Origin of the sequence: [Bacillus] caldolyticus, assembly GCF_003595605.1 — a bacterium.
GTDB classification, from domain to species: Bacteria; Bacillota; Bacilli; order Bacillales; family Anoxybacillaceae; genus Geobacillus; species Geobacillus thermoleovorans.
On the sequence record NZ_CP025074.1, the window covers coordinates 332,316 to 353,753 of the forward strand.

Annotated in this window: 27 protein-coding genes and 3 tRNA genes; 6 read left to right on the forward strand and 24 right to left on the reverse strand. The window is 52.2% G+C overall.

Going from position 1 to position 21,438, the window contains the following annotated elements; translation table 11 throughout:
• Positions 1-124 precede the first annotated feature (124 nt).
• The 3 genes from CWI35_RS01740 to chrA all read right to left on the reverse strand — a co-directional run bounded on the left by CWI35_RS01740 (position 125) and on the right by chrA (position 2,625).
• The gene (locus tag CWI35_RS01740; RefSeq protein WP_014195778.1) at positions 125-403 is read right to left on the reverse strand and encodes a hypothetical protein; all 279 of its coding nucleotides are present in this window, start codon (positions 401-403) and stop codon (positions 125-127) included.
• Between the two features lie 136 nt (positions 404-539).
• The gene (locus tag CWI35_RS01745; protein ID WP_014195776.1) at positions 540-974 is read right to left on the reverse strand and encodes a DMT family transporter; all 435 of its coding nucleotides are present in this window, start codon (positions 972-974) and stop codon (positions 540-542) included.
• Between the two features lie 442 nt (positions 975-1,416).
• Positions 1,417-2,625, reverse strand: a complete 1,209-nt coding sequence (gene chrA / locus CWI35_RS01755) for a chromate efflux transporter (protein WP_014195774.1) — start codon at positions 2,623-2,625, stop codon at positions 1,417-1,419.
• A gap of 72 nt (positions 2,626-2,697) precedes the next feature.
• Between chrA and CWI35_RS01760 the strand changes: the two genes are divergently transcribed.
• Complete coding sequence (locus CWI35_RS01760) at positions 2,698-3,201, forward strand: QueT transporter family protein (protein WP_014195773.1); 504 nt, start codon at positions 2,698-2,700, stop codon at positions 3,199-3,201.
• 112 nt (positions 3,202-3,313) lie between these two features.
• Here the strand turns inward: CWI35_RS01760 and CWI35_RS01765 are convergent, their stop codons facing one another.
• The 21 genes from CWI35_RS01765 to CWI35_RS01880 form a co-directional block, all read right to left on the reverse strand.
• Entirely contained in the window at positions 3,314-3,571 is a 258-nt protein-coding gene (locus CWI35_RS01765) for a hypothetical protein (protein WP_014195772.1), read from the reverse strand.
• A complete protein-coding gene (locus CWI35_RS01770; RefSeq protein WP_014195771.1) occupies positions 3,568-4,569 on the reverse strand; it encodes a DMT family transporter in 1,002 nt (333 codons plus the stop codon). Before CWI35_RS01770 ends, CWI35_RS01765 begins: the two co-directional genes overlap by 4 nt.
• A 472-nt stretch (positions 4,570-5,041) precedes the next feature.
• Complete coding sequence (locus tag CWI35_RS01780; RefSeq protein ID WP_014195769.1) at positions 5,042-6,241, reverse strand: ABC transporter substrate-binding protein; 1,200 nt, start codon at positions 6,239-6,241, stop codon at positions 5,042-5,044.
• A 131-nt stretch (positions 6,242-6,372) separates the two neighbouring features.
• On the reverse strand, positions 6,373-7,080 hold the full coding sequence (locus CWI35_RS01785) for an ABC transporter ATP-binding protein (RefSeq protein WP_014195768.1): 708 nt from the start codon (positions 7,078-7,080) through the stop codon (positions 6,373-6,375).
• Positions 7,073-7,837 (reverse strand): ABC transporter ATP-binding protein, encoded by a 765-nt coding sequence (locus CWI35_RS01790; protein ID WP_011231157.1) that lies wholly within the window; start codon positions 7,835-7,837, stop codon positions 7,073-7,075. Before CWI35_RS01790 ends, CWI35_RS01785 begins: the two co-directional genes overlap by 8 nt.
• Before the next feature lie 15 nt (positions 7,838-7,852).
• Complete coding sequence (locus tag CWI35_RS01795) at positions 7,853-8,872, reverse strand: branched-chain amino acid ABC transporter permease (protein ID WP_014195767.1); 1,020 nt, start codon at positions 8,870-8,872, stop codon at positions 7,853-7,855.
• Positions 8,872-9,735, reverse strand: a complete 864-nt coding sequence (locus CWI35_RS01800) for a branched-chain amino acid ABC transporter permease (protein ID WP_020279658.1) — start codon at positions 9,733-9,735, stop codon at positions 8,872-8,874. The genes CWI35_RS01795 and CWI35_RS01800 overlap by 1 nt, the downstream gene beginning before the upstream one ends.
• A gap of 60 nt (positions 9,736-9,795) precedes the next feature.
• On the reverse strand, positions 9,796-10,422 hold the full coding sequence (locus CWI35_RS01805; protein WP_119877431.1) for a TetR/AcrR family transcriptional regulator: 627 nt from the start codon (positions 10,420-10,422) through the stop codon (positions 9,796-9,798).
• A 20-nt stretch (positions 10,423-10,442) separates the two neighbouring features.
• The gene (locus CWI35_RS01810) at positions 10,443-11,612 is read right to left on the reverse strand and encodes a thiolase family protein (protein ID WP_119877432.1); all 1,170 of its coding nucleotides are present in this window, start codon (positions 11,610-11,612) and stop codon (positions 10,443-10,445) included.
• Between the two features lie 80 nt (positions 11,613-11,692).
• Positions 11,693-12,097: a MaoC family dehydratase gene (locus tag CWI35_RS01815; RefSeq protein WP_079936478.1), complete on the reverse strand. Its 405-nt coding sequence runs from the start codon at positions 12,095-12,097 to the stop codon at positions 11,693-11,695.
• On the reverse strand, positions 12,094-12,543 hold the full coding sequence (locus tag CWI35_RS01820) for a MaoC family dehydratase N-terminal domain-containing protein (protein ID WP_021321365.1): 450 nt from the start codon (positions 12,541-12,543) through the stop codon (positions 12,094-12,096). Before CWI35_RS01820 ends, CWI35_RS01815 begins: the two co-directional genes overlap by 4 nt.
• 18 nt (positions 12,544-12,561) lie before the next feature.
• Positions 12,562-13,326 carry a beta-ketoacyl-ACP reductase gene (locus tag CWI35_RS01825; RefSeq protein ID WP_013523726.1) on the reverse strand — a complete coding sequence of 255 codons (765 nt, stop codon included), beginning with the start codon at positions 13,324-13,326 and terminating at the stop codon, positions 12,562-12,564.
• A gap of 36 nt (positions 13,327-13,362) precedes the next feature.
• Positions 13,363-14,541 carry an acyl-CoA dehydrogenase family protein gene (locus tag CWI35_RS01830; protein WP_013523725.1) on the reverse strand — a complete coding sequence of 393 codons (1,179 nt, stop codon included), beginning with the start codon at positions 14,539-14,541 and terminating at the stop codon, positions 13,363-13,365.
• 180 nt (positions 14,542-14,721) lie between these two features.
• Complete coding sequence (locus CWI35_RS01835; protein WP_119877433.1) at positions 14,722-15,465, reverse strand: NAD-dependent protein deacylase; 744 nt, start codon at positions 15,463-15,465, stop codon at positions 14,722-14,724.
• A gap of 73 nt (positions 15,466-15,538) precedes the next feature.
• Entirely contained in the window at positions 15,539-16,288 is a 750-nt protein-coding gene (gene nfsA, locus CWI35_RS01840; protein WP_068895474.1) for an oxygen-insensitive NADPH nitroreductase, read from the reverse strand.
• 95 nt (positions 16,289-16,383) lie between these two features.
• Positions 16,384-17,217, reverse strand: coding sequence for a pirin family protein (locus CWI35_RS01845; RefSeq protein ID WP_068895472.1), 834 nt, complete (start codon positions 17,215-17,217; stop codon positions 16,384-16,386).
• Between the two features lie 455 nt (positions 17,218-17,672).
• On the reverse strand, positions 17,673-18,002 hold the full coding sequence (locus tag CWI35_RS01855) for a type II toxin-antitoxin system PemK/MazF family toxin (RefSeq protein ID WP_011231143.1): 330 nt from the start codon (positions 18,000-18,002) through the stop codon (positions 17,673-17,675).
• Positions 18,002-18,271: an AbrB/MazE/SpoVT family DNA-binding domain-containing protein gene (locus tag CWI35_RS01860; RefSeq protein ID WP_011231142.1), complete on the reverse strand. Its 270-nt coding sequence runs from the start codon at positions 18,269-18,271 to the stop codon at positions 18,002-18,004. Before CWI35_RS01860 ends, CWI35_RS01855 begins: the two co-directional genes overlap by 1 nt.
• Before the next feature lie 237 nt (positions 18,272-18,508).
• Positions 18,509-18,598, reverse strand: a tRNA-Ser gene (locus CWI35_RS01870).
• Positions 18,599-18,607: 9 nt separating this feature from the next.
• Positions 18,608-18,680: transfer RNA gene (locus CWI35_RS01875), tRNA-Ala, on the reverse strand.
• A gap of 10 nt (positions 18,681-18,690) precedes the next feature.
• A tRNA-Pro gene (locus CWI35_RS01880) sits at positions 18,691-18,764 on the reverse strand.
• 231 nt (positions 18,765-18,995) lie between these two features.
• Between CWI35_RS01880 and CWI35_RS18475 the strand changes: the two genes are divergently transcribed.
• From CWI35_RS18475 to CWI35_RS01895, 5 genes are all read left to right on the forward strand, one after another.
• Entirely contained in the window at positions 18,996-19,151 is a 156-nt protein-coding gene (locus tag CWI35_RS18475) for a hypothetical protein (RefSeq protein WP_233130410.1), read from the forward strand.
• A gap of 3 nt (positions 19,152-19,154) precedes the next feature.
• The gene (locus CWI35_RS18395; protein ID WP_198527193.1) at positions 19,155-19,355 is read left to right on the forward strand and encodes a hypothetical protein; all 201 of its coding nucleotides are present in this window, start codon (positions 19,155-19,157) and stop codon (positions 19,353-19,355) included.
• A gap of 130 nt (positions 19,356-19,485) precedes the next feature.
• The gene (locus CWI35_RS01890) at positions 19,486-20,733 is read left to right on the forward strand and encodes an RNA-guided endonuclease InsQ/TnpB family protein (RefSeq protein ID WP_050368395.1); all 1,248 of its coding nucleotides are present in this window, start codon (positions 19,486-19,488) and stop codon (positions 20,731-20,733) included.
• Between the two features lie 53 nt (positions 20,734-20,786).
• Positions 20,787-20,921, forward strand: coding sequence for a hypothetical protein (locus tag CWI35_RS18665; protein ID WP_276121552.1), 135 nt, complete (start codon positions 20,787-20,789; stop codon positions 20,919-20,921).
• 13 nt (positions 20,922-20,934) lie between these two features.
• Positions 20,935-21,288 carry a hypothetical protein gene (locus CWI35_RS01895; protein ID WP_119877434.1) on the forward strand — a complete coding sequence of 118 codons (354 nt, stop codon included), beginning with the start codon at positions 20,935-20,937 and terminating at the stop codon, positions 21,286-21,288.
• The last annotated feature ends 150 nt before the right edge of the window (positions 21,289-21,438 follow it).

The window sequence follows — 21,438 nt, forward strand, 5'->3', positions numbered from 1 at the left end:
CCCCGCCATTGGTTCTCTCATCTCGCAAAACGAGAAGCATGCATCCTACGGGGTCATTGAACAGGAAGCAACGCTCTCGTCCCTATTGTAGCAGATGCTTCCAAAAGAAAATAGAGAAAATGTTTCAATGAAACAACCCGCTTAGAGCGGCTTTCTCTTTCAGCACGCGCATCCACGGGCTTAACGGGCCTTTCAACACAAGCCCGGCCAAAAGGGCGGCAACGGCAAACAAGAGAAGCCGCTTGACGTCATGCTCAACACGTTCCCATACGATCCCGCCGACCACCTCGCGCATGATGTCAATGGCGTAGGTAAACGGCAGCCAAGGGTTTAATTTTCGTTTATCGTTTTCATAATAGTAAATAACTGCCCTTTTGGGACGTTCCTCGATTACAGTAGCCAATTTGGCTGAGAAATCGGCTGGGATGACAATCGTCGCAAAGCTGTTTCACTTTGATCCGCTTCCTTTCAAGTCGATCATGCTGTTGTTAGTATGAGCGGTTCACGGAAAACTAAACCAACTTGGCCGGTCCTGTAGTTCATTTGCGAAAAAAAAGCCAAAGCGCCAAAAACAAACAGGCTATAGCAGCGAGGCGCGTCATGTCAAACGGAATGCGCTGTCCCCCAAATAATCCGAAGTGATCAATGATCGAGCTCATGACGAGCTGGCCGGCGATCACCGCCGCCAATGAATTGGCAACGCCGACTTTCGGAACGATCAGCACCATAACAAACACATAAAAGGCGCCGAGAATGCCGCCGATCAGCTGCCATTTTGGCACGGAAAACATAGCCAGCAGCTCGCCTTTTCCGAAAAACAACTGCACTAAAAATAAGACGATCGTTCCGATTAAAAATGACACGAACGCCCCTTCCAACACACCAACCCGCTTGCCGAGGCCGCCGTTCACTCCTGCCTGTACGGAGACAGCCATTCCGGCCGTTAGAGCGAGCAGCATCCATACCCACTTCATCCGATTTCCCCTCCTTTTTGCCTATATACACCTGCGGATCAGGCGGTGAGCTTTCCTTTCAGCGCACAGCCCTACGCCCTGCCGGCGCTCTTTTGTTTCTGCCGCCTCGGTATTGCGTCCATGCAAACGAAAACCATTTGATCAAACTCATCACTAATACACTGACACCGGCCAGTAAGGAAACGAGGTTGACGATCGACGCCATCGTGCTCGCCACGACGGTTGGCGGCGGCTGGCTTGCGGCGCAGATCGCACTCGACACCCTTGTTTTCTGGTTTGACCTCCCGCCTGCTATTGTAACCATCCATTTTCTCATAGCATTTTTCTTGGCTGGCGCTGCTGCTGATCGAACTGTACGTCTATTTGCATTTGCCGTCCATTGCAGGGGCAAAGCAGAAAGCGCCGTTGTCCATTGGACGGTAACGAATGGTGTTTGGCGCGATCAGCCGAGCCAAGCGCGCAGCCCTCCGCCGACAAACGAAACAAGAACAACCGCCCACGCCGGCCACTTCCAAATGGCAAGGAGAAGAAAAGCGCCGAGGACAAATGCTAGATCAACCGGTCCTTTCACCGCTTGCGTCCAAATCGGATCGTACAGAGCCGCGAGCAAAATCCCGACGACAGCGGCGTTCATGCCGGCAAGCGCCGCTTGGAAGCGCGGCTGATGGCGAAGCCAGTGCCAAAACGGAAACGAGCCGAGCACAAGCAAAAAAGACGGGAGAAAAATTGCTGCCGCAGCCACGAGCACCCCTTTCCAACCGAACGCAGCCATTCCGATGTACGCGGCAAAAGTAAACAGCGGCCCCGGAACAGCTTGCGCGGCGCTGTAGCCGGCTAAAAACTGGCTGGCGGTGATCCATCCTTGCGGCACCACTTCCGCTTCCAAAAGCGGCAGCACGACATGCCCGCCGCCAAACACGAGCGCCCCGGCGCGGTAAAAGCTGTCAAACAGCGCCCAAAGTGGTGAAGAAACCCAAGCGCGAACAAGCGGCAGCGCAACAAGCAGCACAGCAAACAGCAAAAGCAGCGTTACACCAGTGGAACGGCGAATAAAAGGCGGAATGCCTGCCACAGATGAGGAAAGGGCGACGTTTTTTCTTCGCAATCCAAAAGCGCCAATGCCCCCTGCTGCGGCGATGACGGCGACTTGGCTCCACGCGCCCGGCACAAGAAGCACGGCGACGGCTGCTATGATCGCAATTGTCGCCTCAAGGCGGCCAACAGCGGATTTGCGCGCCATCTCCCATACGGCTTGGGCTACGACCGCCACGGCCGCCAACAGCAAGCCGTGCATCCAGCCGGCGTCACCCCAAGAATGGTGTTGCAGCCAAACAGCAACCAGGCTGAGGGCGACCGCCGACGGCAACGTAAACCCAAGCCACGCTACCAACGCCCCCCAGACGCCGGCGCGCATCAGTCCGATGCCGATGCCGACCTGGCTGCTTGCCGGACCAGGGAGAAATTGGCATAAAGCGACCAAATCGGCATACGTTTTCTCGTCAATCCATTTCTTTCGTTTGACGTATTCTTCGTAAAAATAGCCAAGATGGGCCACCGGTCCGCCAAATGACGTCAAGCCGAGGCGAAGCGCCGTAATTGCGACCTCCCAGACGGAACCATATCGGTCTGCTGCTTGTTTCTTTGCAGCCATGGATCCCGCTCCTTTCGTTCACGAGAGTGTCATGCTACAATCATATCATCATGCACGAGAGGAGAGAATACCATGAACGTTCGAACGATGGCGACAAACGGTTTGATCGCCGCCGTGTATATCGCCGTGACGGCGTTCATCCAGCCGTTTGGCTTTACGAACATTCAGTTTCGCGTCTCAGAAATGTTAAACCACCTAGTCGTATTCCGCCGAACATACGCCGTGGGCATCGTGCTCGGCGTCTTTTTGGCCAATTTGTTTTTCTCGCCGATTGTCGCGTATGATCTTGTATTCGGCGTCGGCCAGTCGGTGCTGGCGCTTCTCATCACGATTGTTTCCATGCGTTATGTCGAGAACATTTGGGCGCGTATGGCGATCAATACGTTGTCGTTTACCGTGACCATGGCCATCATCGCCTTTGAACTAAAGCTCGCGCTCGGCTTTCCGTTTTGGCTCACATGGCTGACGACGGCCATTGGCGAGTTTGTTGTCATGGCGATCGGCGCACCGATCATGTATGCGGTTGGCCGCCGCTTGGCGCCGAAGATGTTCGATTCCGCCCATCGAAGCCGTTAGCAGCCCTCTTTCGCCTTAGGCAAGGGGTTCGCTTCATTCTAAAGGCGCATTCCCCGTACGCCCACACGGGAAGTTCTTGATCAATCGTACGGGCTTTCAACATCTATTTTGACTACGGCATCGAACAAACCGCCCATTCAATGATCAGCGACATCACAGCAAGCAAGATGACTCCCGCCGTCGTCATCTTCAGCGCCCTCCGCCATCTTGGCGATAGGTACCGCCCCGTCCGAAGAACAACAAGGCCGACTGCGATTCCGCCCACCCACATGCAAAGACCCACCGGGGTGACAAGCTGACGCCAATCGCTGATCCAATAGTAGATGACGAACGTCTGGCAGGCAAGCAGGATGCACACGATGATTCTCATCGTTCCCCCCCTATGCGTTTGAGGCGCCGATCTGTGGAAATGGGCAGCGATGAGTGTTTCACTGTTCTTGTCGATTCGAAGCTATGCCAGCAAATCCCGATGATGATGACGGCCAAGCCAACGAATGCCCATCCGTTCGGAAGCGGAGCGGACAAGAACAGCACTTCGCCGATAACGGCAAAAATCACTTCCCCGGATTGCGTCGCTTCCACAGCGGCGAGTTTCCGTTCGTTCCCTTTTGCCCGATCGGTCGCGATAAAAAACAACGTCGTTGCGATGACCCCGGAACTAATGGCCACGATGAACGACTGCATCATTTGCCCCGCGGACGGCGCACCTGCTGTCAGCCAGCCAATCAACGCGACAATCAGCCAAAACGGCAGGCTGGCCATCGTCATTCCCCATACGCGTTGAAACGCATCAAGGCGCCCGGCGCAATGTTCGATCATTTTCCGGTTGCCAAGCGGGTACGCAAACGCGGCCATCAGCACGGGAAAGATCCCCAACCCGATTTCTTTCCAAGTGAGGTGGCTTGCTTGCTGGAACTGGATAAGCACGACGCCGGACAAAATCAACATGGAAATCAAGAGCGCCCGCTTTTCAATCGGACGGCGCACCAATACCGTTCCGTTTTTCGTTTCTCTTCGTTCTGTAAAGAGCGGGCTAAGCAGAACGCCGGCCACAATCGTGCACTGCCATGTCCCGGCCACCAGCCATCCGGGTCCGTAGGCGGCCGCGTAGGTGAGCGGCGCGTAAAACAAGCCGAACCCGACCGTCCCCCAGGTGATCCATGTCCACGGATGGCATTTCATGTCATGCCAAACCGGACCGAGGTTGCGGCGTGCCAAAAGAATGGCAAACAACAGCGGAACCATAAAGAAAAAACGAAGCGACGAACTCCACGCCCAGCTTCCACCCGCCAGCTCCATTGAGCGGTTCAATATGAATGTAACAGCAAAGAAGAATGAGGCGGCAAGGCCGAGGGCCATTTCCCTCATAATTCCCATCCCCTTTCCAATGTCACAGAACAGTTCTATTGTATCTTATTATTCGAAATTTTTCTATTTGTTTTATTGATTATTTAGAACATAGTTTTATTTAATAGAATAACGGTTATTTTGCTCATTTTTCTCAGCAGCAAGCCATAAAAAAGGCGCCCACGCAAGAAAGTGGGCGCGCGTTGATTATAGTTTGTTGGCAAACACCAGCGGGACGCCGTCATTTTAGCTCCAAATCGCCGGGAAGTATTTGAGCGGCACCGGACGCTCACCGACATACGGCGCAACTCCGATCGTAAATCCCGGCCGTTTGAAGCGCAGGACAAACCAGTCTTTATCGCTGCCGCCGCTCGGATTTTTTTTTGCGGTTTGGCCAGCGCATACCGTGTCATTTTCGAAACAAGGAGCGCCAGCTGATAGTCGCACTTCGTCCGTGCGGCGTCCTGACGGAAATGCCAGTAAATAGATCGACTTATTTCTTTAGCTCGATCGGCACAACTTTGCCATTTTCCACTGCTGCAACGATAATTTTTGATTCAAAGCCGCCGTCCTCACCAACCTTCGGAACGACATACACTTGCTTGTCTTTCGGGATGTTTTTCAACCCTTCATTCATATGTTCGCGAATGGCGGCCGGATCATCAACCGTTCCGGCTGCCTTCATCGCTTCGACAAAGGCGTAAAGAGCCAAGTAGTTATAGGCAGACTCCGAGCTCGCTTCGGCATTGTACTTCGCCCGATAGTTTTCCACAAACTGCGGGGCTCCCGGCTCTTTGGACTCGACGAGCGGCATGACGCCGATCGCGCCCTCAAGCATCTCGTAAGAGCCGACGACCCGCTTCATTTCATCCAACTTCGCCTGGTCCATGACAATAAAGCCGCCTTTAAAGCCGAGTTCGCGCGCCTGTTTCGCCACTTTCGCCGTCGGCTCCGACGGTCCGCCGATAAACAAGACATCCGGCTTTTCTTTTAACGCGTTCGTGATGATCGTGAAGAAATCGGTGTCTTTAGTGAAATCAATCGATGTGTTATAGACAACTTCTCCGCCTTGCTTTTCCCAATATGGCAACAGTTTTTCCGTCCAGTCTTTCCCGTATTGCGTCGCCGTCGGCAAGGCAGCCAGCTTTTTGCCAAACCGCTTCATCACATAATCGGTAAATGTCGGAATGTAGCCATCATAACGCGGCGGGATGCGGATTGTCAGCTTGTTTCCCGCCTGCGTGATTTTCGGCTCACTCGTATAGGCCGCGATAAGGAAATTGTCCGTTTGGTTGAACACTTGCAACGCCATGACCCCACCGCTGTGCGGAGTGAAAATGATCGGCGTATGATGTTCTTGGACAAGCCGTTTCGCATTGGCGGCTGTTTCATTTGGCAAATATTTATCATCTAACGACACAACATTGATTTGATAGGTCTTTCCATTGACTTCAAACCCGCCGTTTTTATTGATTTCGTCCGCCGCCATCTTCACGCCGTTTAACGTCCGTTCCCCGTAGTAGGCGGCCGGACCGCTTAGCGGTCCGCTGTAACCGATATTGACGACGTTGTCGCCTCCACCTCCATTACCGCTTTTGGCATTATTGTTTGTTGTCGGGCTGTTGCATGCCGCAAGCATCAACGCCATGACGGCCGTCATCATGGCCGCGATCGGCCATTTTCTTTTTTTCATTCCGCTCCCCCCTATTTTTATTCTAAAATATATTTGGATGAATAAGTGCCGCGACCGTGGTTCACCTCCTTTCAATGCAGGCGCATCGCTTGCTTTCGCCCGCGAAATACGCCATTCGCGGCAATCGCTTGTCATGTTCCAATGTACGCTTTGCGGACATCGTCGTTGGCGAGCAGCTCCTCCGCCGTTCCCGAGGCAACGATCGTTCCATTTTCAAACACATAGCCTCGATGGGCGATCGACAACGCCGCATGAGCGTTTTGTTCCGCCAACAAAATCGTTGTTCCTCCCTCATTGATTTGCTTAATCGTCGCAAACATTTGCTCGACAATCAACGGGGCGAGTCCGATTGACGGCTCATCAAGCAAGAGCACCGCAGGACGTGACATTAAGGCGCGTCCGATGGCGAGCATTTGCTGCTGGCCGCCGCTTAACGACCCGGCTGGCGCGTTTTGCTTGTCGCGCAAAATCGGAAACAGTTCGTATACATGTTCAATCGAGCGGCGGATGCCTTCTTTGTCCTTCCGATGGACGTAAGCGCCCATCAGCAAGTTTTCGTATACACTCATGCGCGGAAACAGTTTGCGCCCTTCCGCGCATTGCACGACGCCGCGCCCGACGATGCGGTCAGGAGGCAGCGAATCAATGCGCTCGCCATCGAGGCGGATTTCCCCCCGCACTGGTTTGTGCAGCCCGCTGATCGTGCGAAACAATGTGCTTTTCCCGGCCCCGTTGGCGCCAAGCAAAACGGCGATCTCCCCTCGCTTGACGGAAAACGTCACATCGCGAATGGCCGTAAAACTCCCGTAGCGGACGGATACGTTCGCAACTTCAAGCAATGGCGCTCCCTCCTAAATACGCTTGAATGACCGCCTCGTTGTTTCGCACTTCCTCGGGCGTTCCTTCAGCGATTTTTTCTCCGTAGTTTAACACCATAATGCGGTCGGCAATTTTCATGATCATCGACATTTTGTGCTCAATCAGGCAAACAGTCAGGCCGCCTTCTATCATTTTGACGATCAACTCCTCAAGCCCTTCCGTTTCATCCGGGTTGATGCCGGCTGCCGGTTCATCAAGCAGCACGAGCTCCGGATCGGTCGCCAAGGCAAGCGCGAACGCCGCCCGCTTTTTCTGCTCCTGCGACAAGTTGGCCACCATCCGATCCGCCACATGGGTTAGACCGACAAAGTCGAGCACTTCCATCGCTTTTTCTTTGCATGCCTGTTCCTCGCGGCGGTGCCGTTTCGTGCGCAAAATGGCATCAAATAAGTTGGATGACGTGCGGAGACGATGGCCGATGATGACGTTGTCGATCACCGTCGCCTGTTCAAACAAGTGAGTCGTTTGAAACGTGCGGGCGATGCCGAGCTTCGCCCGTTCGTTTGCCGGCAGGCGGGTAATATCGCGCCCTTTGAACGTAATCGTCCCTGACGTCGGCCGGTACAAGCCGCTGATTAAATTGAAAAACGTCGATTTGCCGGCTCCGTTTGGGCCGATGATGGCGTTGATCTTCCCTTGCTCGACGGAAAAGGTGACATCGTTGACCGCCAGAAGCCCGCCAAACCGCTTCGTCAACCGTTCGACGTGTAAAAGCATCTTCTCATCCCTCCTTTACATATCGTTCGCTCCGCTCTTGGCGGGAGGCGGCGGCCAGTTCCGCGGACGCTTGTGTTGCTTCCAGCTGAAGACGGCGCGCTTCGCTTTCAAACGGATGATCCCCCCAGCAATGCCATGAGGGTAAAAAATGATGAGCAGCGTCAAGACAGGTCCGAAAATCAACATCCGATAATCTTGCAAAAACTGCAGCTGCTGGGACAAAAATGTAACCAAGAGCGTGCCGACGACCGGTCCGGCGAGCGTGCCGATCCCGCCGACAAGCAAATACGTTAAAAAGTCAAACATGACGCTGACGTACGCAATGTCCGGGCCAAGAAAGCGGATGAACGATGCGTACAGCGCTCCGGCAAGCGATGTAAAAAAGACCGAGAGAACAAACGAGGCGAGTTTGTTTTTCATCGTCGAGATGCCAAGCGTCAACGCGAGCTCCTCACTGTTGCGAATGGCGATGTACGTCCGTCCGGTCAACGAATAGACAAGGCGGTACATGGTGAAGATGACCGCAACCAAGAAGCATAACACCAAATAATATTGGGCGACGGGCGTTTGAAACGAGAGCGGACCGATGTCAGCCGGCGCCGGGATGCCGATAAACCCGCGCACTCCGCCGGTTAAACTGTCCCATTTGTCAATGATCAAATAGATAATATAGCCGACACAAAGCGTATAAATGGCGAAAAAGTGCTCTTTCGTCCGCAGCGCAACAAGCCCGATGACGGCCCCAAGCAACGTGGTGAACAAACAAGCAAGCACGAAAGCCAACCAAAACGGCACGCCGGCTTTCACCGTCAAAATGCCAAGCGCATACGCGCCAATCGCAAAAAACCCGGCGTGGGCAAGCGACAAATAACCAGTATAGCCAGCAAATAAATTCAGCCCGTAAACAGCGATCATCCAAATGAAGGAGATCGTCATCATGTGCAAGTAATAGCTGTTGGTGACAAGCAACGGAAAGGCAAGCGCCAGCGCCGCAAGAACGGCGATCCATAAGCGCCGGTTGGCGAATACAGCCATCAATGTCCCTCCTTGGCAAACAGTCCGTTCGGTTTGACCGTTAAAATGATGACGAGGATGGCAAAAGCGATAATGTCTTTGTAGTCGTTCGACACATACGTCGCTCCCAAGCTTTCGCTGAATCCCAAAATATAGCCGCCGACAATGGCGCCTGGAATGCTTCCCATGCCGCCGAGAATGATGATGACAAACGCTTTCAAGATGACAAGATGGCCCATGCCGGGAAACACGAGGTTGATCGGCGAAGCGAGCGACGCGGCGAGCGCTGCCAAACTGCCGGAAAGGAAAAACGTCAGCATGGCGACTTTATTCGTGTTAATGCCGACCAAATTCGCCCCTTCGCGGTTTTGCGCCATCGCGATGATGGAAGCCCCGATGAACGTCTTTTTCAAGAAGAGGTAAAGCAAGATCATGATGATGACAGCGGATGCGATGATGAGGATGCGTTGAACCGTCAAGGTCAAGCCGAAAATGCTGACAACGTCGCCGTATGGGGTTGGCATCGTCTGGTAGTCCGCCCCCCAGACGAACTGGGCGAATGCCTCCAAAAACAACAAAATGCCAATCGCCGCAATTTTGTCATGGAGCGGCGGTGCGTCGCGAAGCGGATAAAACACAAGCCGTTCCATCAATACACCGAGCATCCCGACCGCGGCCATCGACACGACAACGGCCAACCCGTACGGCAGCCCGGCTTTCGTCATCGCAGTGAGCGTGACATAACCGCCCATCATATATAACGCGCCGTGGGCAAAGTTTGGAATGTGCAAAATGCCATAAACAAGCGTCAAACCTAACGCGACAAGGCTGTAAACGCTTCCAACTGTCAGCCCGTTTAACAGCTGCTGGATGAATAGCTCCATCCCGATCCCCCCTTTTTGTTTGCCGTTTGGCCAAACCATCAAAGCAGCGCGGCCGATCTTTCATTCGGTCTGGCCGCCCGAATTGCCTGGCTCCGCCTCATTTCGACCGCTTTCTCCAGCTCTTGGCGCCTTTATGCCGTGCAAAATGAAATCAACGAAAATGTCCGTCAGTTCTTCTTCAGAGATGCCTCCGTCAGGCCGGAACCAATAATAGCTCCAGTTGGTGATGCCAAGCAGGCCAAACGTAATCATTTCTGCATGAAGCGACGGCTTGAATTCCCCGCGGGCGATCCCTTCTCGAACCAGCTGTTCATACCGCTTGCGAAACAACCGCCGCTTGGCGCGGATTTCCGTCAAATGGTCATCCGCCAAATGCCGCATTTCACGGAAGAAAATGCGGGCGCTTTTCTTCCGTGTGCGGATATTGCAGATGACCATATGGACGATGGCCCGCAATTTCTCCGTGCAGCTTTTCTCGGAATCTTGGACAATGCAGGCTTGCTGCCGAAGCAAATCATCTAGATAGGAAACGCAAATATCACATAGCAACTCCTCTTTGCTTTTGTAATAGTAGTAAAAGGCCCCCTTCGTTGCCCCGATCGCTTCGACGATTTCCTGCACCGACGTTTCTTTGAATCCTTTGCGTTCGAACAACTCTATGGCAACTTCCCTTAATCTTTCTTTCATCCTCCACGGTCTCCAATGCGTCATTCTCTCTCAATAATCGTCGCGATGCCTTGGCCGCCTCCGATGCACGCGGTAATGAGCGCGTATTTCCCCCCGCAGCGCTTCAGTTCATACACCGCTTTTGTGATCAAAATCGCTCCCGTCGCGCCGAGCGGATGGCCATGGGCGATGGCGCCGCCGTTTATGTTCACTTTTTCGGGATCCATCTCAAGCTCACGGTCGCAGGCGATCACTTGCGCGGCAAACGCTTCATTGATTTCAATGATGTCCATCTCATCAAGCGTCAGCCCCGCCTTTTCAAGCACTTTTCTTGTCGCCGGCACCGGGCCGATGCCCATGATGTTCGGATCCACTCCGGCGACCGCATGGGCGCGGATGACGGCAAGCGGCTTTAAGCCAAGCTCCTCTGCTTTTTCCCGCGACATGATGACGAGCGCCGACGCTCCGTCGTTCAATCCAGAACTGTTCCCGGCCGTCACCGTGCCGCCTTCCAAAAACGCCGGCGGCAGTTTTGCGAGCGCTTCCATGGTTGTGTTTGGCCGCGGATGTTCGTCCGTATCGAAGATGAACGGCTCCCCTTTTTTCACCGGCACGGCAATGGGCACGATTTGCTCGTCAAATCGCCCTTCCTGCATGGCGCGCGCCATGCGCTGCTGGCTGCGCAAGGCAAACGCGTCTTGTTCTTCACGGCTGATGCCGTACTTTTTCGCCAAATTCTCCGCCGTAATGCCCATCGGCGGGTCGCCAATCTCTTTTGGCGACAGCTGCGACTTGCGGAAGCTGGGCGGTGTTGAGCTGTACGGTTTTTCCGGGCGGTCCATCAAATACGGTGCGCGGCTCATGCTTTCCACACCGCCGGCGATATAGACGTCCCCGTCGCCGGCCCAAATGGCCTGCGCCGCCAACGCCACAGCGTTAATGCCCGAACCGCATTGGCGGTCAACGGTCAAACCTGTCAACTCTAGAGATAAGCCGGTTTGCAGCGCCGTCAGTCGGGCGATGTTGCCGCCGCCGCTTAGGACGTTGCCCATAATGACATCATCGACATACTCCGGGCCGATATTCGCCCGCCGCATCGCTTCTTTGATCACTTCCGCGCCGTAAATATGCGCCGGCATCGTCGCCAAAGCGCCTCCTTGGCGGGCGATGGCTGTTCGTACGGCCGACACAATGACGGCATCTCGTCTCATCCTGACTCCTCCTCATCCCCTTTGTAGTACGAAACCCGGCAACTGGGCGTTCTCGATGTTACCGGGCTCGCTGCCTTGCTTCATTCATACAGAGAAAACACGGCTTCGCCCTTAATGACTTCTTTTCCATGCTGGTTGACGGCGGCGACGGCAAAGCGGATCGCTTTCTCGTCTTTTTCCTTCACCGTTGCTTTTAAGGTGATGACATCGTTCAAAAACACCATCGACTGGAAGCGGACGAAATAGTCTTGGACAAATCCTTCTTCGTAGTACGGCGTAAACAGCTTTGCGAGATTGCCCATCGTCCACATGCCGTGGGCGATAATGCCCGGCAGGCCGGCTTTTTTCGCCTCTTCATCGATCGTATGAATCGGGTTGTAGTCGCCTGATGCGCCGGCGTATTTGATTAAATCGAGCCGGGACACCGGTGCGAGCGTTACTTCGGGAAGCGACTCTCCGACTTGCCATTTGCGGATGCTCGTCATACGCTCATCGCCTTTCTAACCGCCTCGTTGATCATGATCGTCGAGGTGGAAGTGAAAATGAGATTTCCGTCAGCGTCCTCGCCGTTGTTGGCGATGACCAAAAAACCGAGCAGGCCCATGCTGCTTTGTTTTTCGTAATAATCTTTCACTTCCGCATAGCAATACAGCTCTTCACCGACAAACAACGGGCGCTCATAATGGAAGTGCTGTTCGCCATGGATGAGCCCTTTGGACGGCAATTTCAGCCCTTCAATGACGCCGTAGTCAAACACGCGCGGAAACGTCGGCGGGGCAATGTTGCGCCCGTAGCGCGACCGTTTCCCCGTCTCTTCGTCCCAATAAATCGGGTTTGGATCGCCGATCGCCTCCGCAAACTTTTTCACCGCTCCGCGCTCAACGACATTTTTCACTTTCGCTGACCGTTTCCCGATGTCATGTTGGTACATGCCCCGTCCTCCTCGTTTTCAGCATTTCGGACCGCCGGCGACATACAGCACTTGGCCGTTGACAAACGACGACCGCTCATCGGCGAAAAAGGCGACCGCATGAGCGATGTCTTCCGGACGGCCGCTGCGCCCGACCGGGATGTTGGCGACGCTCGCTTGGATGAGCTGCTCAAACGAAATGCCAAGCCGCTCGGCCGTCGCTTTCGTCATATCGGTTTCAATAAACCCAGGGGCGACGGCATTCGTCGTGATGCCGAATTTGCCAAGCTCAATCGCCAGCGTTTTCGTAAATCCTTGGATGCCGGCTTTCGCCGCCGAATAGTTCGCCTGGCCGCGGTTGCCGAGCGCGGATGTCGACGAAATGTTGATGATGCGCCCGTACCCTTTTTCGACCATATATTTTTGCGCGGCGCGGGCGCAGTAAAACGCGCCTTTTAAATGGACGTCCATCACCGTTTGCCAGTCGTCATCGGTCATTTTAAACAGCAAATTGTCGCGGATGACGCCGGCGTTGTTGACGAGAATATCGAGCGAACCGAACCGATCGACCACTTCTTGGATCGTCGCTTCTACTTGTTCGCGGTCGGTGACGCTCGCCACCTTGGCGTAAACGTCATACCCTTTTTCCCGCAGCTCCGCAGCCGTCGCTTCAAGGGCTTCTGCGTTTAAATCAATGAACGCCACTTTCGCTCCTTCTTCCGCGAAGCGGGTGACAATCGCCTTGCCAATGCCGCGGCTTCCTCCGGTCACAAACGCCACTCTTCCTGCAAACCGTTGGCTCATCGTGTTCTCCTCCCTTTCGATAACGCTTTCATTTTTTTAGATGAACTGTCCAAGCTTGACGTGCCCTTTGATCAAATTGCGGGCGATAATGAGGCGCTGAATTTCATCCGTGCCGTCGTAAATGCGCCACAATCTCGCTTCACGATACCAGCGCTCGATCGGCATTTCTTTCGTGTAGCCCATGCCGCCGTGGATTTGCATGACGCGGTCGACGACGCGGTTGCCCATGTTCGCGCCAAACAGCTTCGCCATCGAGGCTAAATGGCGGTTGTCCTCCCCTTGGTCAAGCGTAAAGGCCGCGTTTAACACAAGCCATTTCGCCGCTTCGATTTCTACCGCCGAATCGGCAATCATCCATTGGATCGCCTGCCGCTCGGCGATCGGTTTGCCGAATGTGACACGCTCCTTCGCATAGTCAATGGCCATTTGCAAAAGCCGCTCGGCCGCTCCGACCGCACGGGCGCCGACGACCCAGCGGGCGTAGCCGATCCACTCAAGCCCAAGCTTATAGCCGTGATGCAGCTCGCCTAAAATGTTTTCTTCCGGCACGCGCACGTTTTCGAAAATTAAGCTGGCTGGAGTGGAAGGTCCCATCGTATGTATCGGTTCCGAACGCCAGCCCATCTCGCGGTCGACGATAAAACACGTCACCCCTTCACGCCCGTTCGAAGCTTGGTGACGCTCTTTGTCGGTGATGGCGATCACCATGACAAAATCGGCGTCGTTGCCGCCGGTAATGAATGTCTTCTCCCCGTTTAACACCCACTCGTCGCCGTCTTTCACCGCCGTCATTTTAATGTTGCGCGTATCTGATCCTGCTCCCGGCTCGGTCATGGCAAAGCACGATTTTTTCTCGCCGTTGATCGTCGGGATCAAATATTTTTTCTTTTGCTCTTCATTCGCGTAATACAAAATGTTGTCCGCCGATCCGCCAAACTGGAACGGAACAAGCGTTTTCGACACTTCCATCAACACAATCGCCTGCATGACATGGCCCAAATTCGCGCCGCCGTATTCCTCCGGCGTGTTGATCCCCCAAAACCCCGCTTCCTTCGCTTTGAGCTGCAGCTCTTTTAATTTTTCGGGCGGGAGCCCAGGCTTCCCTTCGCGCTCATTGCGCAATACTTCATTTTCGAGCGGCATCAATTCTTTTTCGACAAACTTGCGGATCGCTTTTTGCACCATGCGCTGCTCGTCCGTTAAGCGCAAATACATGATGGTCCCCTCCCTTTTCCGTTACGCCTTTATGCTCGACTCCACTCATCAAAATACCAACCGGTTGGTATGTTATCTTTATTATATTCGAATGTTCTGAAAAGTACAATACCTTTTTTGATTTTCGTCCAACGGGAAAACGCCATATGCGTTCTTCCCGTTGGCATGGAATCTATCGATCTATTCCGCCTGTATTTGCTTGCGCACGCTAGCGACCGTTTTCCCGATTCCGCCATAAATGACAAGGTCAAACATCCCGTCCATTCTTGTCGCTGTTTTGTTGATCAATACTTTCCTTGTTGCCGGCGATTCGGCGGCAACATAAAACGGGATTTGATTCACGGGCGCCACTTCCAAACTTGTTCCCATGGCCAGAAGCAAGTCGCTCTCCGCCGCTCTAGCGAACGCTTCTTCGATACGAGGAACAAGCCCGCCAAACAAGACGACATCCGGTTTGACAATCGTCTGGCACTTTTCGCAGCGCGGCACCTCGTGGCGGTTGATAAACGACAGATCATACTTGTTGCCGCATGACGGGCATGTCGCCGTCTGCAGCGTGCCGTGCAGCTCAATGACATTCGTGCTCCCTGCTTTTGTATGCAGCCCGTCAATATTTTGCGTCAAAATCGTCACCGTCTTGCCCATCTCCTCAAGCCAACGGAGAAACCGATGCCCGTCATTCGGGGCAAAGCCGCCCATCATTTTTAATGAAAACATCCGCTTGAATCGACGCCAAAAATCAACCGGATCTTTTTTGTAATAATGCTCTGACAAATAATATTCGACATTGTCCTCTTGGGCGTAAAGGCCGTTTTCGCTGCGAAAATCAGGAATGCCGGACTCCGTGCTCATCCCGGCCCCGGTCAGGACGGCGATTGTATTCGCCTCTTTGATCCATTGCGCCAGTTGCCGGATTTTGCCCACTCTCGTTCTCTCCTTTCTTACGAACCTCTTGGACTTCGGGAATGGGAGCTGGGGGCTCCCGCCTGCAGCGAGGCTACCGTAAATTGAACCCTTTCCCTTCCACAAACTCCTTCATGTACATCCGGACTTGGCGGCTGAGCGTATCGGCCATCTGCCCGGTCCATGTGTCGCGGCGGCGGCCGTTTGTCCGCTGCTCATAATACGCCGAAACCGTTTCGTTGTAGCGTTGCAATTGTTCGAGGAATCGGGCGCGGTCTTGGTTGTATTCGTCCTCATGATAAACGTGTTCAAACGGCAACCGCGGCTTTGGATCCGGCGTTTGCGCAGGATAGCCGACGGCAAGCCCGAACAGCGGAATGACCCGTTTCGGTATGTTAAGCAGTTGGCATACTTCTGGCAGGTTGTTGCGCAGCCCGCCAATGTAGCAGATGCCAAGCCCCATCGACTCCGCGGCAATGGCGGCGTTTTGCGCCGCAAGCGCCGTGTCAATCAGCGCGACCATAAACTTTTCCGTGCTCTCAAGCGACGGAATCACGTCTTTTCCCTCCATTTCACCGATGAGCTCATGGCGGTGAAAATCAGCGCAAAAGACAAAGAAATGGCCGTTATGCTCGACATAGGATTGATTTCCCGCCAGCTCGGCGAGCTTCCGTTTTTTCTCCGGATCTTTCACGCCGATGATGGAGTACGCTTGAACGTAGCTTGATGTCGACGCCGCTTGGGCGCATTCAACGATCGTGCGGATTTGTTCGTCCGTGAGCGGCTGGTCTTCAAAACGGCGGATCGAACGGTGCTGGAGAATCGCTTCGATGACTTGGTTCATGACTATGTCCTCCTTGAACAGCCCAACGGCTTCTTTTTGTGAACATGATAACAAAAAAGAAAGAGCCATACAACGAATCGGCTCTTTCCCTTCCGTTATCGCCCAAACCGCCCTTCCTGGTAATCGCGAATCGCTTCGCGGATTTGTTCCGGCGTGTTCATGACGAACGGCCCGTAGGCGACGACCGGTTCGTTCACCGGCTCGCCGGCATAAAGAAGAAGGCGGAGTTTTTCGCGGGCGGTCACGTTTAGCTCCGTTTCCTCGCCGCGGTTGTGGCGGCTGAAAAACAGCGCTTGCCCGGCTTTTCCTTCGATGTTGTCGGCACCGAACACGCCACTCCCCTCAAGAATGTACAAAAACCCATTGTAATGCCCCGGCAAATCTTGCACGACCGTTGTTCCCGGTTCGACAATCATTTCCACCATCGTGACGGGAACGATGTTTTTCGTCGGCGCTTTGACGCCTTTCGATGACCCGGAAAAGACCCGGATCGTCGCTCCCTCTTCCTTGCGCACGGGCATGTCTTTGGAGCGCAAGTTTTGGTAGCGCGGCTCGGTCATTTTGTACGCGCTCGGCAAGTTGACCCAAAGTTGCAAGCTGTGCACCGTCGAACCGGGCGCCGGATCTTCCTTATGGACGACGCCGCGGCCGGCCGTCATCCATTGCACATCCCCGGGGCCGAGCGTGCTGTGGCCGGCTTTGCTGTCGAAATGTTCAAGCTCGCCGCTGATCACATACGTGACCGTCTCAATGCCGCGGTGCGGATGGACGTCAAACGTTCCTCGCTCAAAAATGTCTTCCATCAGCAACAAAAACGGATCATACTCTTGCCAGTTCCCGGGCTCAAGCACCGAACCGCTCTGATGAATGGGGCTGTTGGTCGTCATTTGCACGGTTTTCACGCGACGAATGCGGCGTTGAATCGCCATAACCTCTCCTCCCTTATGTTGCGCAATCCCGGCCGTTGCCGGAAGGAGTGCAGCTCAATCGGCAAACCGCTCCCCCCTTCATCGTACCGGATTCAACGAAAAACAGGCAAGCCATCCGCCTGAAAAATGGCGGCCATACCGCTCGCAAAAAACAAAAAACCTGCCGGCACTCGGCAGGTGGACGTTGGAAGAGGGATTCCAATCCCACCATAAAACGATTGATATTTCAAGGATGAATGGACATGCTCGTTCATCACGTGCAAAATTTGTGCAAAATAATCTCCAGTGTGTCAATCCATGCAAAAAAGCGGGACGATCCGCCTTCTTTTCGTTGCTCAATTCTGCCTTTTTCACAAAATATCCGAAGGAAGTCTCCCGCCTCAAGGAGCGTGAAGGGCAAAAATGTACGCAAAAAGTATGCTAAAAGTGAACAAAAGGCCAACATAAATGGCCTTTCACGAAAGAAAAGTATGAATCAGATCCAAGCAATCCGAAACAACTTCATTGGGCGCCCGTCCTACTATTTGAAGCTGTCGGGCGCGCCAATCTAAACTTTTGACCTGATCGGTTAAAATCACGCCTTCAACGGCCAAGCCTGATGGCAATTCCACTTCAAATGGATATCCTTTTTGTTGCCGGGTGATCGGGCAAAGCACCGCAAACCCTGTCAATTGATTGAACCGCTTTGGTGATAGAACGATGCCGGGCCTTTTTCCTGCCTGCTCATGCCCTGCTTGTGGATTGAAATTGACGTAAACAAGATCCCCGCGATCCGGCGCTTGCATCAGAACAATTCATTCCCTTCTGTTCCAAAATCAATTTCAGCATGGCGATTTTCCGGCGTGATTTTAGCCAAAAGTTCCTCCAATGTCGGCTTTTTCTTTTTCGGGATCAACTTGATCGCTTGGTTCTCAACGATCATCTCCACTTCTGATCCTTGATGAAGCGCTAAACGTTCAGCAATCACGCTTGGGATACGAACCGCAAGGCTGTTTCCCCATTTTTGAACGGTTATTGTCATGATTGACACTCCTTTCTGTTTGTTTAATTCCATTATACCTCTCTCCTTTCATTTCGTATATACATAGTATATACATAAATTCAAAAAAAGATGCCATCGAGACGGTGTTTTCGATTCGAAACGAACGATTACGATTGATGATAAGACGCTGAACATGTTAAAGGATTTGAAGAAAAGTCAAAAGGATTCCCAAAAAATGAAAAACGACTGCCAACGCAGTCGTATCAAGGGTTTCATGATTTACAATTTGACAGGATCGGATATTAGAAATGGAGGAAGAGGGATTCGAACCCCCGCGGGCTGTGACACCCCTAGCGGTTTTCGAAACCGCCCCCTTCAGCCAGACTTGGGTATTCCTCCGTATGAAAATGGAGCCTATCGGATTCGAACCGATGACCTCCTGCGTGCGGGGCAGGCGCTCTCCCAGCTGAGCTAAGGCCCCAAATTAATGATCGGGAAGACAGGATTTGAACCTGCGACCTCACGGACCCGAACCGTGTGCTCTACCAAGCTGAGCTACTTCCCGACACAGGCTGGTTTACCTTGCGACAATTCACATTCTATATGAACCTCAAAGGAAAGTCAATAGTTTTTTTATCTTTTTTTCGCCATAACGGATGAAAATTTATCTTTTTTCTGAATTATCAACACAAAAGCCCATATCAATACAGGTATATTATACTCGCTGCTTGGCGATTTTGAAAAGGCAAAAGCCGTTCTTGACGAACGATGGCTCATGTTTTATGTGGCCATCTACATGTACAGCATTTGGGACAGCTACCGCGGCTCAGTCGACATGAACAAGCTGTATTTGCTCGCCGACCGCGAAGATGCGCCGATCTCTTCCATCCGAATGGGAATATGGGATATTAATTATTTGGACAAGCGCGAGCCTTGGCTGGCGCTGGTCTAGTCGGTGCTCGCCCCGGGCCTTGGCCATTTGTATGTCCATAAAGTGATCACCGGCCTGTTTATCTTCACCTTTACCATTTTGGTATCGTATTTCGCCCACTTGCCCGAAGCGATTACGTACACGCTGACGGGCCGATTCGATTGTGCAACGAAGATCATCGATATGCAGTGGGCGCTTTATCTGCCACCGATTTATCTTAATTAGGCGAGAAGACTCCCACTTCAACGAAGCGAAGCGGAGTAAGTGGGAGATGAATCGCCTTAACTATATTTTGCTGAAAATAGGATAGATTCAGTAAAATATAGTATAATATAGTTAGATGGGAGGTGAAAAAATGTATTTTTGTATCAAACAACAGCTAAATGGTTTGACCAAAGAAGAATACTTGACTCTTCGAGAACTGTGCCATATTGCCAAGAACATGTACAACGTCGGATTGTACAATGTCAGACAATACTATTTTGAACACAAGGAATTTCTTAATTATGAGAAAAACTATCATCTTGCAAAAACTAACGAAAACTATAAGCTGTTAAACAGCAACATGGCACAGCAAATTTTAAAAAAGGTCAATGAAGCCTTTAAATCTTTCTTTGGTTTGATCAGTCTTGCCAAACAAGGAAAATATGACCACAAGGCTATCAGTATTCCAAAATATCTTAAAAAAGATGGCTTTCATTCACTGATCATTGGCCAGATTCGTATAGACGGCAACAAATTCACGATACCGTATTCTCGCCTATTTAAAAAGACTCACAAGCCTATCACGATAACGATTCCGCCTGTGTTACTGGACAAAAAGATTAAGCAGATTGAAATCATTCCTAAGCATCATGCCAGGTTCTTTGAGATTCAGTACAAATATGAAATGCCTGAAGATCAAAGAGAATTAAATGACCAAAAAGCACTGGCCATTGATTTAGGATTAAACAATTTTGCCACTTGTGTCACATCAGACGGCAGATCATTCATCATTGATGGGCGGAGATTAAAAAGTATAAATCAATGGTTTAACAAAGAAAATGCCAGACTTCAAAGCATAAAAGATAAGCAAAAAATCAAAGGCACCACTCGTAAACAGGCTTTGCTTGCTATGAATCGCAATAATAAAGTGAATGATTATATCAACAAGACTTGCCGTTACATCATTAACTACTGTATTGAAAATCAAATTGGCAAACTTGTCATTGGCTATGCGGAAACATGGCAACGCAATATGAATCTAGGAAAAAAGACAAATCAAAACTTTGTCAATATTCCTCTCGGTAACATAAAAGAAAAACTAGAATATCTTTGTGAATTTTACGGCATTGAATTCTTGAAACAGGAAGAATCATATACGTCTCAAGCCAGCTTTTTTGACGGCGATGAGATTCCTGAATATAATGCCGACAATCCAAAAGAATATAAGTTCAGCGGCAAACGTATTAAGCGCGGCTTGTATCGAACAAAGTCTGGCAAACTAATTAATGCTGATGTCAATGGCGCATTAAACATCTTAAAGAAAAGTAAAGCTGTAGACCTGAGTGTCTTATGCTCTAGCGGCGAAGTGGACACGCCTCAAAGAATAAGGATTGCTTGAAGCAGTCAAACTTCTTTGGAAGCCCCCACTTCAAATTTTCGCTAGAAAATTAAGTGGGGGTAGTTCACTCGTTCATCTTTTACGATGCTTACGTATCAGCGGTCGAATACAACAAGTTGTTTGAAAAAGAACTAGCCCACTATTTGCGGCGCCGCTTTCAGCCGAAACGGTTCGCATGGCCGATTTGATGGGAGGCGTTTCATGATTGTCATTGCCACTTTCGAGAGCCACCTATTCGTTGAACTGGCGATTTCAGCGCTTCAAGAAAAAGGGATTGCTGAACATCAGATTTTTGCAGTCCCGCTCAACCGCTCTGCCGAACCGCCGCGCCTGCTTGATACGCTCCATCACGCCAACGGGTTCAGCTTCCTTGACTTGGCGGCGATTTTAGGAACGTGCTTGATGCTGCTAGGGGCGATTTACGGCTATGTGTTGGCATGGGGTCCGATCATTTGGGGGATTATCGGGGCGGTTTCAGGCATCGGAATCGGCATTTTGCTCAAATGGTGGGTAAGCCGAAAATCCACGCCACCGTCAAAGCCGCACAGGCGCTGATATCGTGCTTCTCATCCGTTGCGATGAACAGCAATGGCCGGCCGTGGAGCAGTTGCTGCGGGGCCATCACGCGCTTGGACTCGCCGGCGTTCACGACAAGCAGCCGAATAGATAGGCATTTCATCCCCTTTCACTGAAAAACCCGAGGGA

Coding starts and splice junctions, on each gene's coding strand:
- CWI35_RS01745 (WP_014195776.1), bottom strand. CDS start 974: ATGAAGTGGGTATGGATGCTGCTCGCTCTAACGGCCGGAATGGCTGTC.
- chrA (WP_014195774.1), bottom strand. CDS start 2,625: ATGGCTGCAAAGAAACAAGCAGCAGACCGATATGGTTCCGTCTGGGAG.
- CWI35_RS01760 (WP_014195773.1), top strand. CDS start 2,698: ATGAACGTTCGAACGATGGCGACAAACGGTTTGATCGCCGCCGTGTAT.
- CWI35_RS01765 (WP_014195772.1), bottom strand. CDS start 3,571: ATGAGAATCATCGTGTGCATCCTGCTTGCCTGCCAGACGTTCGTCATC.
- CWI35_RS01770 (WP_014195771.1), bottom strand. CDS start 4,569: ATGAGGGAAATGGCCCTCGGCCTTGCCGCCTCATTCTTCTTTGCTGTT.
- CWI35_RS01780 (WP_014195769.1), bottom strand. CDS start 6,241: ATGAAAAAAAGAAAATGGCCGATCGCGGCCATGATGACGGCCGTCATG.
- CWI35_RS01790 (WP_011231157.1), bottom strand. CDS start 7,837: ATGCTTTTACACGTCGAACGGTTGACGAAGCGGTTTGGCGGGCTTCTG.
- CWI35_RS01795 (WP_014195767.1), bottom strand. CDS start 8,872: ATGGCTGTATTCGCCAACCGGCGCTTATGGATCGCCGTTCTTGCGGCG.
- CWI35_RS01800 (WP_020279658.1), bottom strand. CDS start 9,735: ATGGAGCTATTCATCCAGCAGCTGTTAAACGGGCTGACAGTTGGAAGC.
- CWI35_RS01805 (WP_119877431.1), bottom strand. CDS start 10,422: ATGAAAGAAAGATTAAGGGAAGTTGCCATAGAGTTGTTCGAACGCAAA.
- CWI35_RS01810 (WP_119877432.1), bottom strand. CDS start 11,612: ATGAGACGAGATGCCGTCATTGTGTCGGCCGTACGAACAGCCATCGCC.
- CWI35_RS01815 (WP_079936478.1), bottom strand. CDS start 12,097: ATGACGAGCATCCGCAAATGGCAAGTCGGAGAGTCGCTTCCCGAAGTA.
- CWI35_RS01820 (WP_021321365.1), bottom strand. CDS start 12,543: ATGTACCAACATGACATCGGGAAACGGTCAGCGAAAGTGAAAAATGTC.
- CWI35_RS01825 (WP_013523726.1), bottom strand. CDS start 13,326: ATGAGCCAACGGTTTGCAGGAAGAGTGGCGTTTGTGACCGGAGGAAGC.
- CWI35_RS01830 (WP_013523725.1), bottom strand. CDS start 14,541: ATGTATTTGCGCTTAACGGACGAGCAGCGCATGGTGCAAAAAGCGATC.
- nfsA (WP_068895474.1), bottom strand. CDS start 16,288: ATGAACCAAGTCATCGAAGCGATTCTCCAGCACCGTTCGATCCGCCGT.
- CWI35_RS01845 (WP_068895472.1), bottom strand. CDS start 17,217: ATGGCGATTCAACGCCGCATTCGTCGCGTGAAAACCGTGCAAATGACG.
- CWI35_RS01855 (WP_011231143.1), bottom strand. CDS start 18,002: ATGCAAGCGCCGGATCGCGGGGATCTTGTTTACGTCAATTTCAATCCA.
- CWI35_RS01860 (WP_011231142.1), bottom strand. CDS start 18,271: ATGGAATTAAACAAACAGAAAGGAGTGTCAATCATGACAATAACCGTT.
- CWI35_RS18475 (WP_233130410.1), top strand. CDS start 18,996: ATGTACAGCATTTGGGACAGCTACCGCGGCTCAGTCGACATGAACAAG.
- CWI35_RS01890 (WP_050368395.1), top strand. CDS start 19,486: ATGTATTTTTGTATCAAACAACAGCTAAATGGTTTGACCAAAGAAGAA.
- CWI35_RS01895 (WP_119877434.1), top strand. CDS start 20,935: ATGATTGTCATTGCCACTTTCGAGAGCCACCTATTCGTTGAACTGGCG.